Genomic DNA, 23,406 nt, shown 5'->3' with positions numbered 1-23,406 from the left:
GATTGATGACCGAACTGTCCCGGCGCACCCTGCTCGCCACCGGCCTTGCCGCCGGCGCGCTGCCTGCCGTTCCCGCGCAGGCCAGCGCAGCGCCTGCCAACACCCCCAAGCCCTTCGGCGCGACGCCGAGCCCGCGCCAGTGGCGCTGGCACGGGCGCGAGCAATACGCCTTCGTCCATTTCTCGATCAACACCTTCACCGACAAGGAATGGGGCTTTGGCGACGAGAGCCCGAAGCTGTTCAATCCCAGCGACTTCGATGCCGATCAGATCGTCGCCGCGGTCAAGGCCGGTGGGCTCGAGGGGCTGATCCTCACCGCCAAGCATCATGACGGCTTCTGCCTGTGGCCGACTTTGCTCACCGAGCATTGCATCCGCAACAGCCCCTACAAGGAGGGCAAGGGCGATATCGTCCGCGAGATGGCCGACGCCTGCAAGCGCGCGAAGTTGCCCTTCGGCCTCTATCTGTCGCCCTGGGACCGCAACCATGCCGAATATGGCCGCCCGGCCTATGTCACCTATTACCGCGCCCAGCTGACCGAGCTGTGCACCCGCTATGGCGACCTGTTCGAAGTATGGTTCGACGGCGCCAATGGCGGCGACGGTTATTATGGCGGCGCGCGCGAAGCCCGGAAGATCGATGCGCCGCGCTATTATGACTGGCCGTCGATCGTCGCTTTGGTCCACAAGCTCCAGCCCAACGCCTGCACCTTCGATCCGCTCGGCGCGGACATCCGCTGGGTGGGCAATGAGGACGGCGTCGCCGGCGATCCCTGCTGGCCGACCATGCCGAATGAGCCCTATGACCAGAAGAACGGCAATGCCGGCGTGCGCGGTGGCGCGATCTGGTGGCCGGCGGAAACCGACGTGTCGATCCGCCCGGGCTGGTTCTACCATTCGGACGAGGACTCCAAGGTGAAGAGCCCCGAACGGCTGATCCGCCTCTACGATGAGTCGGTGGGTCGTGGGACCAATCTGAACCTCAACATCCCCCCTGATCGCCGCGGACGCATTCCCGACCAGGATTTCAAGATCCTCAAATCCTATGGCGACGCGATCCGCGCGACCTTCGCCAGGGATCTGGCCAAGGGCGCGGTGGCGCATGCCAGCACCAGCCGCCCGGGCTTCGCCCCCGCGCGCGTACTCGATGGCAATCGCGAGACCTATTGGACCACGCCCGACCAAGCGGCCACGCCGACCCTGACGCTCGACCTCAAGCCCGGCACCCGCTTCGACGTGATCCGGCTGCGCGAGTATCTCCCGCTCGGCGTGCGCGTGACCCGCTTCGCGGTCGATGCCGAGATCGACGGTACCTGGAAGACGCTGGCTGAGCATGAATGCATCTCGGCACAGCGCGTGATCCGCCTGCCTGCCCCTATCACGCCGCGCCGCGTGCGCCTGCGCATCCTCGAGGCACCGGCCTGCCCGGCGATCAGCGAGTTCGCGCTGTTCGCCTCGGTCACGCCGGTCCCGGTGTCCGCAATCGTATCGACCGACCCGACGGTGCTCGATGTGACCAAGTGGCGCGTCGTCGATGCCAGCGCGCCCAATGCCGAACGGTTGCTCGACAATGAGGCCGGCACGATCTGGGTCCAGTCGAGCCCCAGGCCCGGCGCTCCGGCATACGTCACCGTCGATCTCGGCGGATCGACCGACCTGGCCGGCTTCAGCCTCACGCCTTCGCGCCAGGTGATGACCGGCGCTGCTCCGCCGCGCGGTTACGTGGCGGAAACCAGCGCCGATGGTACCAATTGGGAACCGGCAGCATCCGGCGAGTTCTCCAACATCGCCTATGCGCTATCCACTCAGCGCATCAATTTCGCCCGTGCGCGTACCGCGCGCTATCTGCGCCTGACCTTTGTCGAGACCGCTGTTCCGGCCGGCCGGCTGGCAATCGCCGGAATCGGAGGATTCCTGCCCGCGCGCTGAGCGCAACGATCCCCTCCCGGGCCATGCACCCGGGAGGGAAATCCCCATCGGGATTAGCTGGTTAGCCTGTCATTTCCCGCGGCTCGCGATGGCGAGTGACGCAATTTTGCAACGGCGATGTGCTATTTATCGGATCGATAGCACCAAAGTCGATTTTGGTATTGAAGTGATATTCCACCTATGACAACCATACGACAAGGCTAGGACGTCCTGGTGACGATCCGAACCATTCGCGGTCGCATGTTAGCGCTCGCATTCAGGGTTGGCATCGATGGAAACTACGCGTCGGAGAGCAATGGCATTGGGTATCGGCGGCGCTACGCTCGCCGCGGCGGCGCCCGTCGTCGCCAAGCCTGGTAACCGCGCCCTCATCGTTTCGACCTGGGATTTTGGCGCGGCCGCCAATGCCGCTGCCTTTGCCCAGTGGAAGAAGACCAACAGCCTGCTCGATGCGGTCGAGGCCGGCGCCCGCGTTCCCGAGGCTGATCCCGAGAATCATTCGGTCGGCTATAGCGGCTATCCCGATCGCGACGGTCACGTGACGCTCGATGCGATCCTGATGGACGATCGCGGCAATGTCGGCGCCGTCGCGGCGCTAGAGGATTTCATGCATCCGATCTCGGTCGCGCGCCGGGTGATGGAAAAGACGCCGCACACTTTCCTGGTCGGCGAAGGCGCACGGCAATTCGCCATTTCGGAGGGATTCGAGCGCACCAAGCTGCTTACCCCCGAGGCTGAGGCTGCGTGGCGCGAATGGCTCAAGACGGCGAAGTACAAGCCGATCGCCAATAGCGAGAACATGCGCGGTACCGCGCTGGATCACGACACGATCGGCATCGTCGCCTGCGGTCCCGATGGCCGCCTTGCTGGTGCCTGCACCACCTCGGGCATGGCGTTCAAGCTTCGTGGCCGCGTCGGCGATTCGCCGCAATGCGGCTCGGGTCTGTTCGTGGAGGCCGGCGTCGGCGCCGCGACCGCGACCGGGGTCGGCGAGGAAGTCACCCGGATCGCCGGCTCGGCACGCGTGGTCGCGTCGATGCGCGCCGGCATGTCGCCCCAGGCGGCGTGCCGCGAAGCCGTGCTCCATATTGCCAAGCTCCGCGGCGACGCGGTGCGCGACGCCCAGGTCGGCTTCCTGGCGATCAACGACCGCGGCGAGATCGGCGCGTTCGCGCTGCAGCCCGGCTTCACCTTCGCAGTAACCGACCTTGAGGGACGAACCCAAGTGCGGCCCGCTGAGAGCTTAAAAAAGCCTGCGGCCACCAAATAACCCGAAACAATTTCCTGATTCCAAGGGGGATGTAATGAAGAAGCTTAATGCCCTGTTGCTGAGTTCAACTTGCTTTGCGGTACTGCTCGCCGCGCCTGCCATGGCGCAGGAAGCCGAGCAGGATACCACGTCGGTCTCGACCGCCGACGCCCAGGACAACGGCGCCATCGTCGTCACGGGCAGCCGCATCACGCGTCCGAACGCCGCCGCCGCGTCGCCGATCACCTCGGTCACCTCGGAAGCGATCCGCGCCCAGGCAGCCGTGAACATCGAAGAAGTGCTGAACCGCATTCCGTCGGTCGCGCCGGACAGCCAGCAGAACTATCAGGATTCGGACGGCCGCCAGCGCATCAAGCTGCGTAACCTCGGCTTCGAGCGCACCCTCATCCTGGTCGATGGCAAGCGCCTCGGCACGATGAACGGCCTCGACGCCAACATGATCCCGACCGCGCTCGTCTCGCGCGTCGACGTGCTGACCGGCGGCGCCTCGGCCGTCTACGGTTCGGACGCCGTCGCCGGCGTGGTCAACTTCATCCTGGACAACAATTTCGAAGGCATCCAGGCGAACGCGAACTACAATTTCTACGCGCACGACAACAAGCCGGGCCTCGTCTCGCAGGTTGCCAAGAACTACGGCTTCGCCCAGCCCGCCCAGGGCCTGAGCACCGATGGTGGCCGCGTTGACCTGTCGCTGACCGCCGGCAAGAAGTTCTTCGACGATCGCATGCACGTGTCGGCCTATGTCGATTACCGCAAGGCGAACCTCGTTCCCTACAGCGCGCGCGAGACTTCGGGCTGCCAGCTCGTCGAAGGCACCAAGGACGGCCCGCTCAGCTGCTCGATCTCGAGCTACACCGGCTATGGCTATGTCTCGCCGCAGAGCGGCCCGAACGCCGGCAACGCCTATCTGAACAACCCGAACGGCACACGCACCTTCGTGCCCTATTCGTCGGCCCTGGCCGCGAACCCGTATGACGGCTACTCGTTCCAGCGCAAGAACGAGCGCTGGAATGCCGGCGGCTTCGCTTCGTTCAAGATCTCGGACGCGGCGGAAGTCTATGCCAACGCGATGTGGTTCCGCGACAAGTCGGCGAACGTCTATCCGGCCCGCGTCTACAGCTCGACCGCCTATGCGGACGGCCCCTACCAGGTCCGCTGCAACAACCCGTACATGTCGGCCGCCCAGGCGACCGCGATCTGCGGCACCGCGGCAGGCACCAGCACCTTCGTGCCGATCGAACTGCGCTACCGCATGACCAGCGTTCCCGATCTCGAGGACCGCTACACCAATGAAGGCCTGCGCATCACCGGCGGCGTCCGCGGCGAGTTCGCCAAGGGCTGGAGCTACGATGTCGGCGGCGTCTATGCGCGCAACCAGATGGACACCAGCTGGGCCGGCCCGCTCTATGCGCGCGTCAACAACGCCCTGAACGTCGTCAACAACAACGGCACCATCAGCTGCGTCAACGACGTCGCCAACGGCTGCGTGCCCTTCGATCCGTTCAGCGCCAACTCGGCGACGAACAACACCGCGCTGTACAACTACCTGATCGCGGGCACCTACGGCACCTCGACCACGACCAACACGCTCTACAACGGCATCGCCACCATCCAGGGCGATCTCGGCACCTACGGCATCAAGAGCCCGTGGGCGGACGAAGGCGTGGCGATCGCGTTCGGCGCCGAATATCGCGAAGACCAGCTCAAGAGCCATGCCGATGCGATCTGGCGCGAGTCGGTCAGCGACGACGCGGACCGCTATCTCGCCCAGCACGTCTGGGAAGGTAACGTCGAGCTCCAGGTTCCGATCGCCCAGCACAAGGCTTTCGCCGACCTGCTCCAGGTGAACGGTGCGTATCGTCTGTCGAAGTACAGCAGCAACCCGGACACCTTCTCGACCTGGAAGGCCGAGGCGATCTGGGCTCCGGTCGAGGACATCACGTTCCGCGCCTCGATCAACCGCGCCCAGCGCGCTCCGACCGTGGTGGAGTCCTTCCAGGGCTCGAACACCAGCTATGGCCGGATCACCACCGCCTATAACGATATCTGCGCGCCGACCGTCGTCAGCACGTCGATCGATCCGGTCACGGGTCGCCCGGTCAATGTCTATGGCGCCCCGACGGCATCGCGCGAAGCGTGCCGCGCAACCGGCCTGGCCGACAACCTCTACGGCAGCGCCACCCTGCTCTGCCCGACCGATGTTGGCTGCACCTATCGCGCCGGCGGGTTCACCGTGGATCCGGAAACCGCCTACACCAAGACCTTCGGTGTGGTGCTGAAGCCGCGCTTCCTCCCGGGCCTGGTGGTTTCGGCCGATCGCTTCCTGATCGATCTGAACCAGTCGATCGGCTACAACGACTACGCCTACTTCTCGCAGGGCTGCCAGCAGACCGCCGATCCGTTCTTCTGCAGCATGTTCGTGCGTAACGCGGACGGCACGCTGTCGAGCAACCCGACGACCAACCCGACCACTGGCTTCATCCGCCAGGGCACGACCAACTACTACAAGAGCAAGTCGCATGGCTGGGACTTCCAGGGCCAGTATGCGCTGCCGCTCGGTGGCAACATCGGTCGCCTGGACTTCGACTTCGCCGGCACGCTGACCACGCTGGCTGGCGCGCAGGACGCGTCGTTCCTCGCGGAGCGTAACTGCGTTGGCTATTATGGCGGCGCCGGCTGCGGCCAGTTCATCGCCAAGTGGACGCACAACCTGCGTGGCACCTACACCACGCCGGACCAGTTCTTCAGCATGTCGCTGAACTGGCGCCACCTGGGTCCGCTGACCCGTACCTCGAACTCGGGCGAGGCCAGCCTCGGCGCGGATGCGAGCACGGTGCGCAAGACCTTCTACCGGATCGACGCGTATGATTACTTCGATCTGTCGCTGAACTTCCGCGTCGAGAAGAGCTTCTCGTTCCGGATCGCGGCGAACAACATCCTCGACAAGACGCCGCCGGTCATGCCGAACTCGTATGACATCGGCCTGTCGCGCGCGAACACGATCTCGGCCCGGTACGACTCGCTCGGCCGCCAGATCGCCTTCAGCACGACGGTCAACTTCTAAAACTAGCCCTTCGCTAGAACCTCAGGGCCCGCCTTCTCCGGAAGGCGGGCCCTTTTATTTGCCCGTCGCGCACCCGGCCTCGATGGCGCCTCCGCCGAAAAAATTGTCCGGATATCGCCGACCTTCCGTCTTCCCTTCGAGGCCCCATGGACGCCCGGCGGAAGGATCGAGGCATTGCGCGACCAGACCACCGGAACCCGTCTTCCAGAAAGAACGGACCAACGAATAATATCCTTACCAGAAACGCAATATGAATATTGAAACATTAGTTTCACAGTATCGCGCGAATTAAATCATGCGCGATTCGCTAAAAGTATAGAATAAAATACTTCGCAACTATAATTGCGAAGGCGATTTGGCGCAACTTCACTCCATATTTTCTTGCATTGGGAGATTGTATGAAGAGCCAATTCAAAACACTGGCCATTGCCGCCCTCGGCACACTGACGATCCTGCTACCCGAAGCCGCACAGGCGCAGGGCTGGCCCGCACCGGTGGCGCCGCTGCCCGAGCTGGCGACCGCGCTCGACAAGCGCTTCCAGCCGGCGATCGATTTCGACACCGACGTCTGCTTCAACGTGCCGGCGGTCAATGCATCGGGCGCGATCAGCGCCGGCGCCTCGACCTACGCCACGCTGCCGCCGGCCTCGTGCCGCAACGCGAGCTACCGCACGACGAGCAATGTCTATGTCCGCGCCCGCTGCAACAACGGCTATTGCGCCCGCATCTACAGCTATTTCTGGCAGTCGGATTTCTCGCACGCCTATGATTGGGAATCGGTGATCGTGTGGACCACCGACCAGGGCACCAGCAGCACCGTGGTCGGCGTAACCCGCGGCAACCATGGCGGCTGGGAAACCCGCGCGACCAGCGGCGGGCAGCTGCGCTTCCAGAGCGACACCAGCGGCCAGCACGTGAAGATGGTCTATCACTACGAAACCTGGGGTTTCTCGCACCTTTGGCGCTTCTCGAAGACCGACAATGGCGACGAGCCGCCCGAAAACGGCACCGGCCAGTGGCTGATCCAGCCGCTGGTGAGCTGGAACGGCTACCCCTCGGCCAGCGTCCGCAACGCCATCTCGAACTATAATTTCGGCAGCGGCAATTTCGACCTGAAGGACTCGCGCTTCTCGAGCGTCCTCGCCGCGACGGTGAACTCGAGCATCACTCCGGGCTTCGATCCGAACACCGATTCGGGCGCGAACTCGCCGGGCTGCCCGACCGGCTCGACCATCTGCTGACCCTGCGCCGCCCCGTGCCACCGGCATGGGGCGGACCTTCCGGCGAGATACAAATGGCTTCGAAATATCTGCCGCTGCTCGGCGGCACGGCGCTGATCGTCGCGATCGGCAGCTTCTGGCTTACCCAGCGGGGCGCCGAGAGCACCCCGATGCCCAGCACGGGCGCGGTGGTCGTCACTACCCCCGCCGCAACAGAAAGCCCCTCCCCCGCACCTGTTGCCCCGACGAACCTGCCGACGCCGCCGGACAAGGTGATCGCGCATGTCCGCCAGGCCTATCCGCTGCTCGAGAAGGTGGACTTCTCCTGCGACGCGAAGGGCTGCGCCGTCACCGCGACGATACCGCCGCCTACCGGCGACGAGTTCCTCAAGGTGCGGCAGGAAATGCTGCTGGGCGGGCTGGCCAGGCTGGTCGAGGCGGACGGGTATCGCATGCCCGGACCGGTCCATATGGACGAGATCGAGAGCAACCTGTTCCATATCCGCGCGGACGTGGTGCCGGCACAACCGCCGGCTTCCTAGCGATCCAGGACGGACGCCCCGCAAGCGAGGCGTCCGTCAGGCACCGGGTTGGGCGTCGATCCGCACCGGCACAGGGATGTATGCCGCCCCAACTGTCGGGTTCAGGTCGAAACGGCATGCAGAGGCTGTGGCCGGATGCGTGCACCCGGGCGAGCCGGGTGCGACGGAGGCGGAGGATTGGGCGACGAATCAGGTTCGTCGCCCGGAAGATTATTTCTTGCCGCCACGCCAATAGAGCAGGCCCGCGACGATCGCGGCCGAACCGATGCCGATCGCGGCGCCCATGCCGATCTGCTTGGCATCGGGCTTCCAGCGCTTCTTGGCCTCGACGATGTCCTTCACCGCCTGGAGCGCCTCGCTGCCCTCGTCGTGATGATCGTGCGGCGCCTCCTCGATCGGATAAGGCGGCTTTGCTTCCTGCGGCTTGGGCGGGGTCTTAGTCATGATCTTCCCTTATTGGCGCTAGGCTGAACGCGAGGCTAATGCGGCGGTTGCACCCAAAGATGCAAGCGGCCACAAGCTCGGGCCATGAACCCGCTCTACGCCCAGCTCGGCACCACCATCTTCGAAGCAATGTCCGCTCGCGCACGTGAGACGGGGGCGATCAACCTGGGCCAGGGCTTTGCCGACGGCCGCGGGCCGGAAGCGGTTCTCGAAGCCGCGGCCAGGGCGGTGATCGAGAAGTCGAACCAATACCCGCCGATGATCGGCCTGCCCGAGCTGCGCGGCGCGGTGGCGGACCATTATGCGCGCCACCAGGGGCTCAACCTGGCGGCGGAGGAAGTGGTGGTAACCTCGGGCGCGACCGAGGCGCTGGCGGCGGCGATCTTCGCCTGCGTCTCGCCCGGCGACGAGGTGATCTGCTTCCAGCCGCTCTACGACGCCTATGTCCCGCTGATCCGCCAGGCCGGCGGCGTGCCGAAGTTCGTGCGGCTGAGCCCGCCCGAATGGAAGATCGACAAGGCAGCGCTGGAAGCCGCCGTCTCCAGCAAGACGCGCGTGCTGATCCTCAACAACCCGCTCAACCCCGCCGCGACGATGTGCAGCGCCGACGAGCTGGCGATGCTGGCGGACTTCTGCGTGAGCCATGACCTGATCGCGATCTGCGACGAGGTCTGGGAGCATGTGACCTTCGACGGCGCGCGCCATCTGCCGCTGATCGGCTTCCCCGGCATGCGCGAGCGTACCGTAAAGATCGGTTCGGCCGGCAAGATCTTCGCGCTGACCGGCTTCAAGGTCGGCTGGATGTGCGCGGCGCCGGCGATAGCCCGCGTGCTTTCGAAAGCGCACCAGTTCCTCACCTTCACCACCCCGCCTAACCTGCAATGGGCGGTTGCCGAAGGCCTCGCCACCCAGGATGCCTGGGTGCAGGAAGCACGCCACCGCTTCCAGGCCGGACGCGACCGATTGCGCACCGGGCTGGAGGGCGCAGGCTTCGCCGTGTTGCCGAGCGCGGCGACCTATTTCCTGTCGGTGGACCTCACCGCCTCGGGCATCGCGCTCGACGATGTGAGCTTCGCCAACAAGCTGATCGACGAGGCCGGCGTTGCCTCGATCCCGGTCTCGGCTTTCTATGCGGAGGATGCCGTCACCAACGTGCTGCGCTTCTGTTTCGTCAAGGAAGACGCGACGCTCGACGCGGCCATCGCCCGCATCGCCGAGGCACGCGACCGGCTGGCCTGACGACTCGGCGCACCTTCGTTTCATCGGCGGAAGCACCCGCTTCACCGTGACGCGCGCAACTCGCCGCGTTTCCGGCACGTTCGCCGGGCCGCGGGACAAGTGGAGTTCTATCATGCGTAACATGAAGTTCCTGATGCGCGGCGCTGCGGTTGCCGCGATCCTGATCGCGACGCCGTCGCTGGCCCAGAGCCGGATCGACCGCGCGCGCACCGCCGTTGCCGAAGCGACGGCCAAGGTGGAAGCCGCCCAGACCGCCGGCGCCGACAAATATGCCCCGGACGCCTATGCGCGCGCCGAAGAATCGCTGCGCACCGCCAAGGACCAGCTGGCACGCGACCACCGCGATTCGACGATCAACGAGGCACGCCGCGCTTCGGGTCTCGCCGATGCGGCGCTGGCCGAATCCGAACGCAACAAGGGCGCGCAGATCGCCGCCGAGCAGGACGCGCGCCGCGATGCACAGGCCGCAGCCGCCAATGCCTCGGCCGATGCCGCCGCGGAAGCCAGCCAGCGCGCAGCCGCGCAGGATGCGGCACTGACCGCGCAGAGTGACGCGGCCGCGGCGAACGCGCGCGCCGAAGCGGCAGCGGTAGCCGCCCAGTCGGCTGCGGCGGATGCGGCAGCGGCGCGTGCCGCGGCGGCCCAGCCGGTAGCGACCACGATCGAGACCACGACCACCCAACCGGCGCGCACCTATTCCTCGTCGCGCACGACGACGCGCAAGGTCGTGAAGAAGCCGGTCCGCAAGACGACCACCACCGTCACCCGTCCGGCAGCCTCGACGACCACTACGACGACGGTGAAGACCGAGCCGCGCTAAGCGCGTCCGGCGGATACCAAGGGGGACAGGGTCAGATCCTGTCCAGCACCCCACGCTCGGTGATGTAACCCGTCACCAGGCGTGCGGGAGTTACATCGAATGCTGGATTGGCGGCGGGGGAATCGGTTACCCGGACAGTGCCGATTTCCCCGTTTGCCAGCGGCCCGCTGAGCCGGGTCAACTCCTCGGCGCTGCGCTCCTCGATCGGAATGTCGGCGCCGCTTTCGGTATTCGGGTCGAAGGTCGTGTAGGGCAGCGCAACATAGAAGGGCACGTCATTGTCGTGTGCCGCAAGCGCCTTCAGATAGGTGCCGATCTTGTTGCAGACATCGCCGTTGCGGGTGACGCGGTCGGTGCCGACCACCACCGCATCCACCTGCCCCTTCATCATCAGAAGCCCGCCGGCATTGTCGGCGATCACCGTGTGCGGCACGCCGTGGTTGCGCAGCTCGAACGCCGTGAGCAGCGCGCCCTGGTTGCGCGGTCGGGTCTCGTCGACCCATACATGCACCGGGATTCCCGCATCATGCGCGAGATAGATCGGCGCGGTGGCGGTGCCGTAATCAACCGTCGCCAGCCAGCCGGCATTGCAATGGGTCAGGATGTTGAGCGGGCGATCCGGGTTCTTCCCGTGCAGCTGCTTGAACAGCGCAAGCCCATGCTCACCGATCGAGCGGCAAAGTTCGGCATCCTCATCGCAGATTTCATCCGCCCGCTTGAAGGCTGCCTCGGCGCGTTCGCCTTCGGGCAGATCGGCCACCGCCGCGCGCACCGCGTCAAGCGCCCAGCGCAGGTTGATCGCGGTGGGGCGGGTCTCGAACAGCTTGTCATAGGCAGCGGCCAGGCTCGCATCGCCCGGATCGACCGCCAACGCCATCGCATAGCCATAGGCGGCCGTCGCACCGATCATCGGCGCGCCGCGTGTCCACATTTCGCGGATCGCCACCGCAGCGGCATCGACGTCGCGCAGCTCGACCCATTTGATGTCCCAGGGCAGCTTGCGCTGGTCGAGGATCACCGCCCCCTTGCCGTCTTCGGTGCGACGGATCGAGCGGGTCGGACGGCCTTCGAGGATCATGGGAGCACTTCCGCGAGAGAATGGACATCGGCCGCGCCACCGGCGCGATCGATCAGCAATGCCTGGAGCCCCGCCTCATGCGCGGCATCGACCTCCCCCACCATGTCGGAGACGAACAGCAGTTCGGACGGCGCGAGATCGAGGGCATCGACGATCTTCGTATAGGAATCGCTGTCGCGCTTGGGGCCGGTGGTGGTGTCGAAATAGCTGCTCAGGAATGGTGTCAGGTCCCCGGCGATCGAGTGCCCGAAGATCAGCTTCTGCGCCGCGATCGAGCCCGAGGAATAGATGTTCACCTTGATCCCCGCCTCGGTCCAGCGGCGCAGCGCCTCGGGCGTGTCGGGATAGACATGGCCCTTGAGCTCGCCATCGGCATAGCCCTGCGCCCAGATCAGGCCCTGGAGCGTCTTGAGCGGCGTTTCCTTGCGGTCCTCGTCGATCCACTGCAGCAGGGTCGCGACCGGATCGTCCCCCGGCACCTGCGCCAGGATCGGTGCGGCGACTTCGGGGTTCGCTTCAACAAATGCCGCCAAATGCTTGCGCGCATAGGGGAAAAGCTCGGCGGCAACGAAGCTGATGCTGCTCGTCGTGCCTTCGATGTCGAGGAGAATGGCTTTGGGTTTCATGATACTCTCGTCATCCCTCTTCCCTTCGTCATCCCCGCGCATGCGGGGATCCAGGGTGGCAGAGCGATGTCCTTCGTGACTCTGGATCCCCGCCTGCGCGGGGATGACGGTGTAGAGGTCAGGCCGGCTCGTGCCGCGGAAAGCGGTCCGCGATCGCGTCGCCGGTGAAGTTGGCGATCCAGCCATCGGCATTGGTGAACAGGCGGATCGCGGTAAACCGAGGCGAAGGCCCCATGTCGAACCAGTGGCGCGTGCCGGCCGGAACCGAGATCAGGTCTCCCTCCTCGCAGAGCACGGCGTAGATCCTCTCGCCCTCGCGCAGGGTGAACAACCCCTCGCCTTCCACGAAGAAGCGGACCTCATCCTCCGAATGGCGATGCTCGGAGAGGAACTTGGTGCGCAGGTTCGCCTTTTCGGGGTGATCGGGAACCATGCGGATCACGTCGACCGACTGATAGCCATTCTCTGCCTTGAGCCGCTCGACCTCCGGCGCGAAAGCCTCGAGCACCTCGTCCTGCCCGGCATCGGCGGCGAGCGGGCGCGAGGGCCATTGCTCGAAGCGTACCCCGATCGGGGCGAGTGCGGCGGCGATGGCAACGGCGTCGCGGGTATCGGTCAGCGGGGCGCCGCCCGCTTCGTCAAAGATGCGGAGATGGGTCATCGTTTCCATGCCCTTTCGGCCAGTTCGGCGGCGATCAGCCATTCGGTGCCTTCCAGCACGCGCTCGGCTTCGGCCAGGTCCTTGCCCCAGGCATAGAGCCCATGGCTGCGGATAAGATAGGCAGGCGCGGCGTTCGGCGCCAGCAAGGCGGGACGGATCGCTTCCTCGATCACCGCCATGTCCTGGCTGTTGTCGACGATCGGCAGGCGGACCTCGGCCTCATGCGTGGTGTTGCCCGGGAAGACCTTGAGCATCTCGTGCCCGGCGAACACCCATTCGCTGGCGTCGGCGGCAGCCCGGCTCATGCCCACGGCCTCGGGAGAGTGCCCGTGCAGCACCGCGCCGACATGGGGGAACAGCCGGTAGATCGCCAAATGCAGGTCGGTCTCGGCCGAGGGCTTGCCCGGGGTGAGCGGGGTCCCGTCCAGATCGACGCGCATCACGCCCTCGGGCGTCAGTCGCCCCTTGTGCCAGCCGGACACGGTGACGGCGATGCTGCCGTCGTCGAGCCGCACCGAGTAATTGCCGGCCGTGGCGGGCGCCCAGCCGCGCGCGTCGAGCCGGCGGCCGACCTCGACCAGGCCTGTCGCGGCATCTTCGAAGGACATCGTCATGGAATCGCGCTTAGCCGATCCAAGGCTACGCGCGCATTACAGAATTTATTTCGAGCCGCGTCGCCCGATCGGCTGGACGATCTCGCGCGCCGGGCCGGTGACGAAGGTCGCGGGCTGCGGGCGCGGCGCCGGCCCCGACATCGTCACCATGTTGAACGCCTCGCCGCCCAGGTTGCGGGCGTCGGCCATCAGCAGCGGGGTGGCGGGGCCGGAGCGCTCGGGCGTGATCACCGGCTCATCGGTGACCATCACGTCGCCGCCCAGCTCGGTCAGCGCATAGAGCTGCTTCGCGAAGGCCGCGGGGAAGCGGATGCAGCCATGCGAGGCCGGATAACCCGGCAGGCGACCTGCATGGAGCGCGATCCCGTCCCAGGTGAGGCGCTGCATGTAGGGCATAGGCGCGTTCGAATAGAGGTTCGAGCGGTGGAACACCTTCTTCTGCAGGATGGTGAAGGCGCCGGTCGGCGTCTCGTGCCCGTCCGATCCGGTCGAGACGGTGCTGGCGCCGACCAGCTTGCCGCCGCGATAGACATAGGCGCGCTGGTCCGGGATGCTGACCACGATCGAGACGGGATCCCAGTCATTGGTGCTCGCCTTGATCAGCTGCGGCTCCTCGTACCAGGCCCATTGCCCGTTGCGCAGCGTATCGGGGGCCAGCTGCATCGTGTCCGACGCGGCGACCTGCGCGGTAGCGGGAATGGCGGGAAGGATCGTGGCACTGGCCAGCAGCAGGACGGCAAGGGCGCCGGAACGCATCAAACAGCTCTCCGAATCCGGTGAGCCAGGACGGCTCAGGGCGATTCCGTAACGAAATTAACCTAATTTCGCTCCGCTGCCGAATCGCGGATATTTCACCCGGGCAAATCGCTGGCAATGTTCCGGATTTTTGCGCCGCTTCGGCGAACCGGGCATGCGTTGCGGCGAGCCGCGCAACTTGGGACAGATGTTAAGCGCCCCGCTTACCATCTGTCTGATATAGATTCCCCCAAGGGGTAAAGCAGCGGGTTCTTTGGATAGTGATGGATAGCCTCGATACGATTCAGACGCGTCGCGCCTTGCTGAAGGCTGCGATGGTGATGACCAGCGGCGCGGTGGTTTCGGCCTGCGCCTCGCGCACGATCAACACCGCGATGGCACCGGCGCCGGTGCCGGTCCCCGCCTCGGTCCCGCCAATCCCCAAGGCACCCGAACTTGCAACCGTCGCCAAGGTGCCGGGCGTGCCGGCCGGCATCCGCCCCGAATTGTTCAAGAAGGCGGTCGCCGCGCTCAATCGCCATTCGATGCGCATCGCCTCGCATGACCGCATCGCGATCGCCGATTTCGCCACCTCGTCGAACAATCCACGCTTCCATGTCGTCAACCTCGGCACCGGCCAGGTCGAGCGCTTCCTCGTCGCGCACGGCATCGGCTCGGATCCGAACCATAGCGGCATGCTCCAGCGCTTCTCGAACGAAGTGAATTCGGAAGCGACCTGCGAAGGCGCGTTCCTGACCGCCGATTATTATGTCGGCAAGCATGGCGACTCGCAGCGCCTGCTCGGCCTCGACCCGACCAACAACAACGCGCTCGATCGTGCGATCGTCGTCCACTCGGCCTGGTATGCCAATGCCGACATGATCGGCAAGCATGGCAAGCTCGGCCGCAGCCAGGGCTGCTTCGCGGTAGGCGAGAACGAGCTGGCCAAGCTGTTCGAGCGCCTCGGCCCGGGCCGGATGATCTACGCCGCCAAGGTTTGAGCGCCCATTGCCGGGACACTCCTGTCCCGTTGCAATGTAGGATTTCGCATGTTTCGCTGGAGTGGTCGGGACTCCGGTCCCGGCCGCTCCTTGCTTTGTAGGAAAGATAGGATCGCGCGCACGCAAGGATATTGCGAGATGCGCAGCCAATACGGGAACTATGTCAACTTAGGGCACCCTAGAACACGCTCTTGGCCTGTACTTTGTGTACTTTCGCGAGTCGTCCCAATTCCGATGTTGGACGCCGGCACCGCCTAGTTCTTCGGCAGTCCCGGCCCCGGCCCGGTCCCGCACGGGAAGGGCGGCGCCCAGCATGGATAGCCGAAGGTGAGCTTCGTCGCGTAGCGCGCGATCGGCCTTTGCGGCCAGCTGCCCGGCAGCACCACATCCGCCTTGCCGCTGCCCTTGGGCCAGGTCGCGACGCTGGCAGGCGTGACGCCGTACCAGAGCACATCCCCCTCGAACCGGCGCTTGAAGGCGATGGCCATCACCCGGTCGCCCATCGGCAGCTGGTGATAATCGGCCGGGCTGCGCTGCGCACCCTTCGCATCGACCACCGCCGAGCGGGCGAAATAGATGTCCTGCCAGGGCGCCTGCGGCGCGGCGAAGGCGATCGCCTTGGCTGGCTCCTGCGGCTCGGCCGGGCGCGGGACGATGCGGAAGCTGGCGAGCAGCACCAGCGCCACCACCACCGCGATCCCGCGCGCATCGCGCCAACGGACCAGCAGCCAGGTGAACAGCGCCGCCATCGGGAACAGCCATTTGAAGTAGTGCGCGTTGAAGAAGCGCCACATGCCGCTGGGAACCAGATCGACATAGGCGAGCATCATCGTCGTGTAGATCAGGGCGACCAGCACCATGCAGAGCGTCAGCCAGCGCGTCGGCCCCTGGAGGCGCATCACGCCGAGGATCAGGCCCGCCGTGCCGGTGAGCAGCCAGGGCAGCTCGCGCAGCAGCCCGGTCTCGCCGGGGAACCAGGGCGAGGGATCGACGAGCAGGATGCTCGCCTTCCAGCCAAGATCGCCAAAGGCGAAGCCGTAATCACCCGACAAGATCGTATAGTCGGTAAGGCGCGGGCCATAGATTGCGAGGTACAGCAGCACATAGGGCAGCAGCGCCGCCCCCGCCCCGCCCAGCCCCTTCGCCAGATCGCCCCAGCGCTTCTCGATCAGCACCGGCCGCCACAGCGCGAAGCCGCCGATCACCGCGCTGACCACCACATCGGCCGGGCGGACCAGCGCGATCGCCATCAGCAGTGCGCCGAGCAGCCAGGGCCTGCGGCGCTCGCCGAACATCATGTCGGCAGCCTCGGCGAAGGCCAGCCAGATGAAGGCGGCCGACATCGTCGTCGTCCAGGGCTCGAGCCAGAATTTGGAGATGCGCAGGTCGCCGATCGTCGCGGCGAGGAACAGCAGGCCCGCCGCAAGGCTCCCCACCCCGAAGCGCGCGCAGACGCGGTGGAAGCCGATAAAGGCGCCCGCGTAGCAAAGCAGGTTGATCGGCACGAACGGCGTCGGCGCCCAGGCGAAGGGCGCGCCGGCAAGCGGGTAGAGCAAGGGGTACCAATGCTGGTCCGGGCTCAGGTCGAAATGCAGGAACGCCCTTGCCGATTTCAGATATTGCATCTGATCGTGCCAGCCGCGCCACCACGGCCCCGCCGGGGCGAAGAACTTCAGGTTGATCTTGAAGACCGTATAAGCGGCGAAGACCACCATGACCGCGCGCACCGGATGCGCATCGAACTGGCGACGGATCCAGTGGAGCATCGCCTGCGGGTAGAGCCTGAGCGGGACTGGCACAAGCGGAGCCGAGCGACTAGGGGATGCAACAGATCGAAACATGTCGCTGCAAGACGGAGACGATGGCCCAGTCCCACCCTTTTTATTCGATCCACCGCCACGGAATGATCCGCGCGGGCGTGTGCACCCCGATCACCACGGTGGCCGACCCCATTGCCAATGCCGAGGCGGCGATCGCGCTGGCGCGGCAGGGCGACGCAATGGGCGCGGACCTGCTCGTCTTTCCCGAGCTCAACATCACTTCCTACGCGATCGACGATCTGCACCTGCAGGACGTGATCTGCGACGCGACCGAAGCGGGTGTCGCCGCGATCGTGACAGCCAGCACCGAGCTGAAGCCGGTGCTGCTGGTCGGCGCGGCGCTGCGGCGGAGCGGACGGCTGTACAATTGCGCGGTGGTGATCGCGCGCGGGCGCATCCTGGGCGTGGTGCCCAAGAGCTACCTGCCCAATTACCGCGAATATTATGAGAAGCGCTGGTTCGCGCTCGGCGCCGGGCTCGCCGGGCTGGAGATCGACGTTGCGGGACAGACCGTGCCCTTCGGCACCGACCTGATCTTCGCCGCCGAGGAACTGCCCGACTTCGTCTTCCATGCCGAGATCTGCGAGGATTACTGGGCGCCGCTGCCTCCCTCTACCGAGGGGGCGCTGGCCGGTGCGCTGGTGCTGTGCAACCTTTCCGCCTCGAACATCACCGTCGGCAAGGCCCGCGAACGGGCGCTGCTCTGCGCCGCGCAATCGGCACGCGCGGTGGCGGCCTATGTCTATTCCGCCTCGGGGCCCGGCGAGAGCACGACCGACCTTGCCTGGGACGGCCAGGGCATGATCCACGAACTGGGTGAGCAGATCGCCAGCACCGAGCGCTTCGAGCTGACCACCGAAGTCGTCTGCGCGGACATCGATCTGGAGCGCATCCGGCTCGAGCGGATGCGGATGGGCACGTTCAACGACTGCGCCGCCGCCAATGGCGATCCCGAGACGCGCTTCCGGCGCATCGTCTTCCAGCACCGGCCCGATTATGCCGACAAGGGCCTGCTGCGGAAGCTGCGCCGCTTTCCGTTCGTGCCCAACACCCCGTCGAAGCTCGAAGAGGATTGCTACGAGGCGTTCAATATCCAGGTGGAGGGCCTGCGCAAGCGGCTGGAATCCACCGGCGCGAAGCATATCGTCATCGGCGTCTCGGGCGGGCTCGACTCCACCCATGCGCTGATCGTCGCTGCCAGGGCGATGGACCGGCTCGGCCGTCCGCGCACCGACATCCTTGGCTTCACCATGCCGGGCTTTGCGACCAGCGACGGCACCAAGTCGAACGCCTGGGCGCTGATGAACGCATTGGGCGTGACCGGTGCCGAGATCGACATCCGCCCGGCGGCGAAGACGATGCTCGAGGGGATCGGGCATCCCTATGCCAATGGCGAGCCGGTCTATGACGTGACCTTCGAGAACGTCCAGGCGGGCCTGCGCACCGACTATCTCTTCCGCCTTGCCAACCAGCGTCAGGGCTTCGTGCTGGGCACCGGGGATCTCAGCGAACTGGCGCTCGGCTGGTGCACCTATGGCGTCGGCGATCAGATGAGCCATTACGGCGTGAACGCCGGCGTACCCAAGACGCTGATCCAGTATCTGATCCGGTGGACCGTGCAGACCGACCAGTTCACCGGCGAAGCGGCGGACGTGCTGACCGCCATCCTCGACACCGAGATCTCGCCCGAGCTCGTGCCCGCCGATGCCGACGGCAGGATGCAGAGCACGCAGGACCGGATCGGGCCGTACGAGCTGCACGACTTCTTCCTCCACTACACGATCCGCTTCGGGCTGAAGCCCAGCAAGATCGCCTTCCTCGCCTGGCATGCCTGGCAGGACGCCAACGCGGGACAATGGCCGATCGGCTTCCCCGAGGATGCGCGCAACCGCTATGATCTGGAGACGATCGCAAGGTGGCTGCGGGAATTCCTGTTCCGCTTCTTCCAGACCAGCCAGTTCAAGCGCTCCGCCCTGCCCAATGGACCCAAGGTCTCGGCCGGTGGTGCGCTGAGCCCGCGCGGCGACTGGCGCGCACCGTCGGACAGCGTGGCGCGGGCGTGGCAGGCCGAGCTGAAGGCGAACCTGCCCTAAACGGTGCGATCGGCGCTCGACGCCCTGCCCGGTGCCGCTAAGCTCGATCTCCTGCGTCAGTCGGGAGGATCGCTTTGCACGGAAACTGGGCCGAGGCGCTGGGCGTCCCGTCATTCGAGACGCGGTGGTTCCTGCCGCGCTACCAGCCCATCCGCAGCGGCGACTGGGAAATCCAGATCGGCCGGAACATCCTGGCGCAGGGCTATTGGGGCCCGACCAGCTTCATGGCGGAAGTGCCGGTGCTGCTTCGCGCCGGCGAGACCTGGATGTCGATCACGCCGCTGGAGATCGAGAGCCAAACGATCGGGCTGGCGCTGGCCCACGGGCATGTCGTGATCATGGGCCTCGGCATGGGCTGGGCCGCTGGTGCGGCGGCGCTGCACGAGAAGGTGACGCAGGTGACCGTGATCGAGCGCGACCCGGAGGTGCTGGCGCTGCACCGCGAACTGGACCTCTTCGGCCAGCTGCCTGACGCCGCCCGCGCCAAGCTGCGCGTCCTTCAAGGGGACGCGCTGGAATGGCGAGCAGATACGCCGGTCGATCTGCTGATGCCCGATATCTGGCTGCCACTGATCAGTGACGGGCGCGTGGAAGAGGTGCGCCGCATGCAGGCCAATGTGCAGGCCGGCGCGATCTATTTCTGGGGACAGGAACTGGAGATCGCCCGCCACGCCCGTGCCGCCGGCCTGACGCTCGACGCGGCGGGGATCATGGCGACGATCGCACGCATGGGCCTGCCATTGATCGGGCCCGGCTATCCCGGTCATGCCGCCATTGTCGATGCCGTGGCCCGGCGCTGGATGCGCGAACGCTGGCTGCCGACTACGACCATCTGAGTGATAGCGTTACCACAGCTTGACGGATATAAGCTCGCCGACAACGCTGACAAAAAGTCGGGAGAGGGAATCATGAAGATGCGCCGCCACGCCGTTGCAGGTTCGTTGATCGCGCTGGGCATCGCCCTGGCCGCCGCGGCACCCGCCGCCGCGCAGGACCAGCCCCGGCCCTGGCTCGACGCCAAGCGCGCGCCCGACGAGCGGGTGAAGGCAGTGCTCGCCCAGATGACCGAGGACGAGAAGCTCACCCTGGTCTTCGGCTATTTCGGCACCGATTTCGCGCCCAAGAACGGCTACAAGGCGCCTGCCGAGGCGCGACCGGGCTCGGCCGGCTATATCCCGGGCATCCCGCGGCTGGGCATCCCGCCCCAGTGGCAGACCGATGCCGGCGTCGGCGTCGCCACCCAGGGCGGCGCGGCGAAGAAGCGCGGACGCACTGCCCTGCCCTCGGGCCTGGCCACGACCGCGAGCTGGGACGTCGACCTGGCCCATGCCGGCGGCGCGATGATCGGTGCGGAGGCGCGCGCGTCGGGCTTCAACGTGATGCTCGCCGGCGGCGTCAACCTGATGCGCGAGCCGCGCAACGGGCGGAACTTCGAATATGGCGGCGAGGATCCGCTGCTTGCGGGCACGATGGTCGGCGCGCAGATCGCCGGCATCCAGTCGAACCATATCGTCTCGACCGTAAAGCATTATGCGATCAACGATCAGGAAACCGATCGCGACACCGGCAACTCGATCATCGACCAGGCAGCGGCGCGGACCAGCGACCTGCTCGCCTTCCAGTTCGCGATCGAGAAGGGCGATCCCGGCTCGGTGATGTGCTCGTACAACCGGGTGAACGGCACCCATGCCTGCGAGAATCCGTGGCTGCTGAATGACGTGCTGCGCCGCGACTGGGGCTACAAGGGCTATGTGATGTCGGACTGGGGTGCGACCCATTCGACCGCGCCGGCCGCCAATGCCGGGCTCGACCAGGACTCCGGCTTCCCGTTCGACAAGGAGCCCTATTTCGGCGCGCCGCTAAAGGCCGCGGTGGCCAAGGGCGAAGTCCCGGCCGCACGGCTCGACGCGATGGCCGGCGCGATCCTGCACGCGATGTTCGCCAACGGGCTGGTCGACCAGCCGGTGACCGACGCGCCGATGGACCTGGCGCCGGCGATGCTCGCCGATCACGGCGAAGTGACCCGCAAGGATGCCGAGGGCGGCGCGGTGCTGCTCCAGAACAAGGGCGCGATCCTGCCGCTCTCGCCGGCGACGCGGAAGATCGTCGTGATCGGCGGACGCGCCGACAAGGGCGTGCTGGCCGGCAGCGGCTCCTCGCTGGTCTATCCAGTGGCGGGCAATGCGGTGCCCGGGCTCAAGCCGACCAGCTGGCCGGGGCCGGTAATGTATTATCCCGACGCGCCGCTCGCCGCGATCAAGGCACAGGCGCCCAATGCCGAAGTGGTGTTCGCCGATGGCGGCAATGTCGGCAGCGCGGCGAAGCTGGCCAAGGGCGCGGACGTGGCGATCGTCTTCGCGACGCAATGGGCGGGCGAGGCGTTCGACGTATCGCTTACGCTCGAGGACGGTCAGGACAAGCTTATCGCGGCGGTAGCCAAGGCCAATCCGCGCACCGTGGTGGTGCTCGAGACCGGCGGGCCGGTGCTGACGCCGTGGCGTGGCCAGGTCGCGAGCATCCTCGCCGCCTGGTATCCGGGCACCCAGGGCGGCGGCGCGATCGCCAACCTGCTGTTCGGCAAGGTCAATCCCTCGGGTCATCTGCCCGCCACCTTCCCCGCCAGCATCGACCAGCTGCCCAAGCCGTCGACCCCGAACAAGGGCGACACGACCTACAGCGAAGGCGCGACGGTCGGCTACAAATGGTATGACGCCAAGGGGCTGACTCCGGCTTTCCCGTTCGGCCACGGCCTCAGCTATACCGAGTTCGGCTATTCGGGGCTGAGTGCGCGTGCCGATGACGACAGCATTTCCGCCAGCTTCACCGTGCGCAACACCGGCAAGGTGAAGGGCAAGGCGGTGCCGCAGCTCTATGTCGCCGGCGCGGGCTGGGAAGCGCCGAAGCGTCTGGGCGCGTTCGACAAGGTCGAGCTGGCGCCGGGTGAAGCGAAGAAGATCTCGCTCAAGGTCGATCCGCGCCTGCTCGCAACCTGGGACGCGGCGAGCAGCAGCTGGAAGATCGCGGGTGGCAGCTACAAGGTGCTGCTCGGCACCTCGGCGAAGGACATCGTCGCGACGGTGCCGGTGACGCTGACCCCGCGGACGATCGCAGTGGGCTGGCGGCCCTGATCTCTCCCTCGTCATCCCCGCGAAAGCGGGGATGACGGTTAGAGGCTAAGCCGCCGTCCTTCCCGTGCACTCTCCCGCGCGAGCTCGGCGACGCGCAGGCCCAGCACCGCGTCCTCGCCCGGCACCGGCGCGGGGCCGCCGGTAGCAATGGCGCGCGCGATACCGGCATAGAAACCGCGATAGTCCCCGGCCTCGGTCGGCACGATCTCGCTGCTGCCATCGGCGCGGGTGAGCGTGCCGTGGAACCGCGCCTCCTCATCGCCGACGCCGGGATCGGTATAACGCGCGCCGTCCTTCACCCGTGGCTCCTGCGGGTCGAGGCCATGCTTGGCGAAGTCCGCCTTCGTGCCGTGCAGCCAGAAGCGCGGGCGCGGCGTGACGAACAGGCGCCCGGCGGAGAGCGTCACGCGGCGCTCGCCGTAGAACAGCGTGATCTCGAAATAATCGTCGGTCCGCCCGCCTTCGCGCTGGACCGCGATGTCGCCGTAGACCGCCTCGGGCCTGCCGAACAGCTGGAGCGCCTGGTCGATCAGGTGCGGGCCGAGATCGGCGAGGATGCCGGCACCGGCCTCGGGATCTTCCTTCCAGGGCTGGGCGAGTGCGGGGCGGAACCGGTCCCAGCGCAGCTCCGCCAGCATCACCTCGCCCAGAACACCGCTGTCGAGCAGCTTGCGCACGGTGAGGAAGTCGCCGTCCCAGCGGCGGTTGTGGAAGGCGCTGGCGATCAGACCCTTCTCCCGGGCCAGCGCGACCAGCGCTTCGCCATCGGCGACGTTGGTGGCGAAGGGCTTGTCGATCACGACATGCTTGCCCGCCTCCAGCGCCCGGCGCGCGAGCGGCACATGCGTGTCGTTGGGCGTGGTGACGACGACAAGCTCGATCGACGGATCGGCGAGCAGTGCATCGGCATTGGTGACCGCCACATCCGGATAGCGTTCGTGCACCTGGTCGGCGCGCGAAGTGGCGATTGCCGCCAGCTCCAGCTCGGGCACCGCATCGACCAGCGGCGCGTGGAAGGCGAGCCCACCCAGTCCATAGCCGATAACTCCGGTGCGGATCATGCGGCGCCTCCTTGCTCTTTCCGTTCGGTTCTCTGAAACATGCACGTCACCCCGGCCTTGAG

General features: G+C 66.3%; 19 protein-coding genes. 11 read left to right on the top strand and 8 right to left on the bottom strand.

The window, feature by feature from the left end:
• Positions 1-5: 5 nt before the first annotated feature.
• The 5 genes from AC1RJ5_RS00455 to AC1RJ5_RS00435 all read left to right on the top strand — a co-directional run bounded on the left by AC1RJ5_RS00455 (position 6) and on the right by AC1RJ5_RS00435 (position 8,024).
• The gene (locus AC1RJ5_RS00455; RefSeq protein WP_342250516.1) at positions 6-1,928 is read left to right on the top strand and encodes an alpha-L-fucosidase; all 1,923 of its coding nucleotides are present in this window, start codon (positions 6-8) and stop codon (positions 1,926-1,928) included.
• A 271-nt stretch (positions 1,929-2,199) separates the two neighbouring features.
• A complete protein-coding gene (locus AC1RJ5_RS00450) occupies positions 2,200-3,198 on the top strand; it encodes a glycosylasparaginase (RefSeq protein ID WP_269575577.1) in 999 nt (332 codons plus the stop codon).
• A 34-nt stretch (positions 3,199-3,232) separates the two neighbouring features.
• A complete protein-coding gene (locus AC1RJ5_RS00445) occupies positions 3,233-6,262 on the top strand; it encodes a TonB-dependent receptor domain-containing protein (RefSeq protein ID WP_269575578.1) in 3,030 nt (1,009 codons plus the stop codon).
• A gap of 398 nt (positions 6,263-6,660) precedes the next feature.
• Complete coding sequence (locus tag AC1RJ5_RS00440; protein ID WP_493111093.1) at positions 6,661-7,503, top strand: NPP1 family protein; 843 nt, start codon at positions 6,661-6,663, stop codon at positions 7,501-7,503.
• Between the two features lie 53 nt (positions 7,504-7,556).
• Positions 7,557-8,024 (top strand): hypothetical protein, encoded by a 468-nt coding sequence (locus tag AC1RJ5_RS00435; RefSeq protein WP_342250517.1) that lies wholly within the window; start codon positions 7,557-7,559, stop codon positions 8,022-8,024.
• Positions 8,025-8,234: 210 nt separating this feature from the next.
• Here AC1RJ5_RS00435 and AC1RJ5_RS00430 read toward each other — a convergent pair whose 3' ends face one another.
• On the bottom strand, positions 8,235-8,468 hold the full coding sequence (locus AC1RJ5_RS00430) for a hypothetical protein (RefSeq protein ID WP_269575581.1): 234 nt from the start codon (positions 8,466-8,468) through the stop codon (positions 8,235-8,237).
• An 84-nt stretch (positions 8,469-8,552) separates the two neighbouring features.
• On the opposite strand from AC1RJ5_RS00430, the gene AC1RJ5_RS00425 reads away from it, so the two are divergent.
• On the top strand, positions 8,553-9,707 hold the full coding sequence (locus AC1RJ5_RS00425) for an aminotransferase (protein ID WP_493111090.1): 1,155 nt from the start codon (positions 8,553-8,555) through the stop codon (positions 9,705-9,707).
• A gap of 112 nt (positions 9,708-9,819) precedes the next feature.
• On the top strand, positions 9,820-10,527 hold the full coding sequence (locus AC1RJ5_RS00420; protein ID WP_184165378.1) for a hypothetical protein: 708 nt from the start codon (positions 9,820-9,822) through the stop codon (positions 10,525-10,527).
• A 31-nt stretch (positions 10,528-10,558) separates the two neighbouring features.
• On the opposite strand, the gene mtnA is transcribed toward AC1RJ5_RS00420, so the two are convergent.
• The 5 genes from mtnA to AC1RJ5_RS00395 all read right to left on the bottom strand — a co-directional run bounded on the left by mtnA (position 10,559) and on the right by AC1RJ5_RS00395 (position 14,262).
• Complete coding sequence (mtnA, locus tag AC1RJ5_RS00415; RefSeq protein ID WP_493111087.1) at positions 10,559-11,605, bottom strand: S-methyl-5-thioribose-1-phosphate isomerase; 1,047 nt, start codon at positions 11,603-11,605, stop codon at positions 10,559-10,561.
• A complete protein-coding gene (gene mtnC, locus AC1RJ5_RS00410; RefSeq protein ID WP_493111085.1) occupies positions 11,602-12,231 on the bottom strand; it encodes an acireductone synthase in 630 nt (209 codons plus the stop codon). The genes mtnA and mtnC overlap by 4 nt, the downstream gene beginning before the upstream one ends.
• Before the next feature lie 118 nt (positions 12,232-12,349).
• The gene (locus AC1RJ5_RS00405; RefSeq protein ID WP_353739223.1) at positions 12,350-12,892 is read right to left on the bottom strand and encodes a 1,2-dihydroxy-3-keto-5-methylthiopentene dioxygenase; all 543 of its coding nucleotides are present in this window, start codon (positions 12,890-12,892) and stop codon (positions 12,350-12,352) included.
• Positions 12,889-13,506, bottom strand: a complete 618-nt coding sequence (locus AC1RJ5_RS00400; protein WP_342250521.1) for a methylthioribulose 1-phosphate dehydratase — start codon at positions 13,504-13,506, stop codon at positions 12,889-12,891. Before AC1RJ5_RS00400 ends, AC1RJ5_RS00405 begins: the two co-directional genes overlap by 4 nt.
• A gap of 45 nt (positions 13,507-13,551) precedes the next feature.
• On the bottom strand, positions 13,552-14,262 hold the full coding sequence (locus tag AC1RJ5_RS00395) for a L,D-transpeptidase family protein (protein ID WP_184165362.1): 711 nt from the start codon (positions 14,260-14,262) through the stop codon (positions 13,552-13,554).
• Positions 14,263-14,525: 263 nt separating this feature from the next.
• Here AC1RJ5_RS00395 and AC1RJ5_RS00390 point away from each other — a divergent pair, with 263 nt between their 5' ends.
• Positions 14,526-15,242, top strand: a complete 717-nt coding sequence (locus tag AC1RJ5_RS00390) for a murein L,D-transpeptidase catalytic domain family protein (protein WP_493111081.1) — start codon at positions 14,526-14,528, stop codon at positions 15,240-15,242.
• 254 nt (positions 15,243-15,496) lie between these two features.
• On the opposite strand, the gene AC1RJ5_RS00385 is transcribed toward AC1RJ5_RS00390, so the two are convergent.
• On the bottom strand, positions 15,497-17,008 hold the full coding sequence (locus tag AC1RJ5_RS00385) for a hypothetical protein (RefSeq protein WP_493111079.1): 1,512 nt from the start codon (positions 17,006-17,008) through the stop codon (positions 15,497-15,499).
• 95 nt (positions 17,009-17,103) lie between these two features.
• Here AC1RJ5_RS00385 and AC1RJ5_RS00380 point away from each other — a divergent pair, with 95 nt between their 5' ends.
• From AC1RJ5_RS00380 to AC1RJ5_RS00370, 3 genes are all read left to right on the top strand, one after another.
• Complete coding sequence (locus AC1RJ5_RS00380) at positions 17,104-19,155, top strand: NAD(+) synthase (protein ID WP_493111076.1); 2,052 nt, start codon at positions 17,104-17,106, stop codon at positions 19,153-19,155.
• A gap of 74 nt (positions 19,156-19,229) precedes the next feature.
• Positions 19,230-19,991: a hypothetical protein gene (locus tag AC1RJ5_RS00375; RefSeq protein ID WP_493111074.1), complete on the top strand. Its 762-nt coding sequence runs from the start codon at positions 19,230-19,232 to the stop codon at positions 19,989-19,991.
• Positions 19,992-20,069: 78 nt separating this feature from the next.
• Entirely contained in the window at positions 20,070-22,283 is a 2,214-nt protein-coding gene (locus tag AC1RJ5_RS00370; RefSeq protein ID WP_493114600.1) for a beta-glucosidase family protein, read from the top strand.
• A gap of 38 nt (positions 22,284-22,321) precedes the next feature.
• Here the strand turns inward: AC1RJ5_RS00370 and AC1RJ5_RS00365 are convergent, their stop codons facing one another.
• Complete coding sequence (locus tag AC1RJ5_RS00365) at positions 22,322-23,344, bottom strand: oxidoreductase (RefSeq protein WP_493111072.1); 1,023 nt, start codon at positions 23,342-23,344, stop codon at positions 22,322-22,324.
• Between the last annotated feature and the right edge of the window lie 62 nt (positions 23,345-23,406).

The sequence above is a fragment of the Sphingomonas sp. GW822-FHT03G08 genome (assembly GCF_058801135.1).
Note: the sequence above shows the minus strand (reverse complement) of the source record. Positions and strands in the feature narration are given on the sequence as shown.

Bases quoted from the DNA above. Each gene is read 5' to 3' on its own strand.
- AC1RJ5_RS00455 (WP_342250516.1), top strand. From the start codon at position 6: ATGACCGAACTGTCCCGGCGCACCCTGCTCGCCACCGGCCTTGCCGCC.
- AC1RJ5_RS00450 (WP_269575577.1), top strand. From the start codon at position 2,200: ATGGAAACTACGCGTCGGAGAGCAATGGCATTGGGTATCGGCGGCGCT.
- AC1RJ5_RS00445 (WP_269575578.1), top strand. From the start codon at position 3,233: ATGAAGAAGCTTAATGCCCTGTTGCTGAGTTCAACTTGCTTTGCGGTA.
- AC1RJ5_RS00440 (WP_493111093.1), top strand. From the start codon at position 6,661: ATGAAGAGCCAATTCAAAACACTGGCCATTGCCGCCCTCGGCACACTG.
- AC1RJ5_RS00435 (WP_342250517.1), top strand. From the start codon at position 7,557: ATGGCTTCGAAATATCTGCCGCTGCTCGGCGGCACGGCGCTGATCGTC.
- AC1RJ5_RS00430 (WP_269575581.1), bottom strand. From the start codon at position 8,468: ATGACTAAGACCCCGCCCAAGCCGCAGGAAGCAAAGCCGCCTTATCCG.
- AC1RJ5_RS00425 (WP_493111090.1), top strand. From the start codon at position 8,553: ATGAACCCGCTCTACGCCCAGCTCGGCACCACCATCTTCGAAGCAATG.
- AC1RJ5_RS00420 (WP_184165378.1), top strand. From the start codon at position 9,820: ATGCGTAACATGAAGTTCCTGATGCGCGGCGCTGCGGTTGCCGCGATC.
- mtnA (WP_493111087.1), bottom strand. From the start codon at position 11,605: ATGATCCTCGAAGGCCGTCCGACCCGCTCGATCCGTCGCACCGAAGAC.
- mtnC (WP_493111085.1), bottom strand. From the start codon at position 12,231: ATGAAACCCAAAGCCATTCTCCTCGACATCGAAGGCACGACGAGCAGC.
- AC1RJ5_RS00405 (WP_353739223.1), bottom strand. From the start codon at position 12,892: ATGACCCATCTCCGCATCTTTGACGAAGCGGGCGGCGCCCCGCTGACC.
- AC1RJ5_RS00400 (WP_342250521.1), bottom strand. From the start codon at position 13,506: ATGACGATGTCCTTCGAAGATGCCGCGACAGGCCTGGTCGAGGTCGGC.
- AC1RJ5_RS00395 (WP_184165362.1), bottom strand. From the start codon at position 14,262: ATGCGTTCCGGCGCCCTTGCCGTCCTGCTGCTGGCCAGTGCCACGATC.
- AC1RJ5_RS00390 (WP_493111081.1), top strand. From the start codon at position 14,526: ATGGATAGCCTCGATACGATTCAGACGCGTCGCGCCTTGCTGAAGGCT.
- AC1RJ5_RS00385 (WP_493111079.1), bottom strand. From the start codon at position 17,008: ATGCTCCACTGGATCCGTCGCCAGTTCGATGCGCATCCGGTGCGCGCG.
- AC1RJ5_RS00380 (WP_493111076.1), top strand. From the start codon at position 17,104: ATGGCCCAGTCCCACCCTTTTTATTCGATCCACCGCCACGGAATGATC.
- AC1RJ5_RS00370 (WP_493114600.1), top strand. From the start codon at position 20,070: ATGCGCCGCCACGCCGTTGCAGGTTCGTTGATCGCGCTGGGCATCGCC.
- AC1RJ5_RS00365 (WP_493111072.1), bottom strand. From the start codon at position 23,344: ATGATCCGCACCGGAGTTATCGGCTATGGACTGGGTGGGCTCGCCTTC.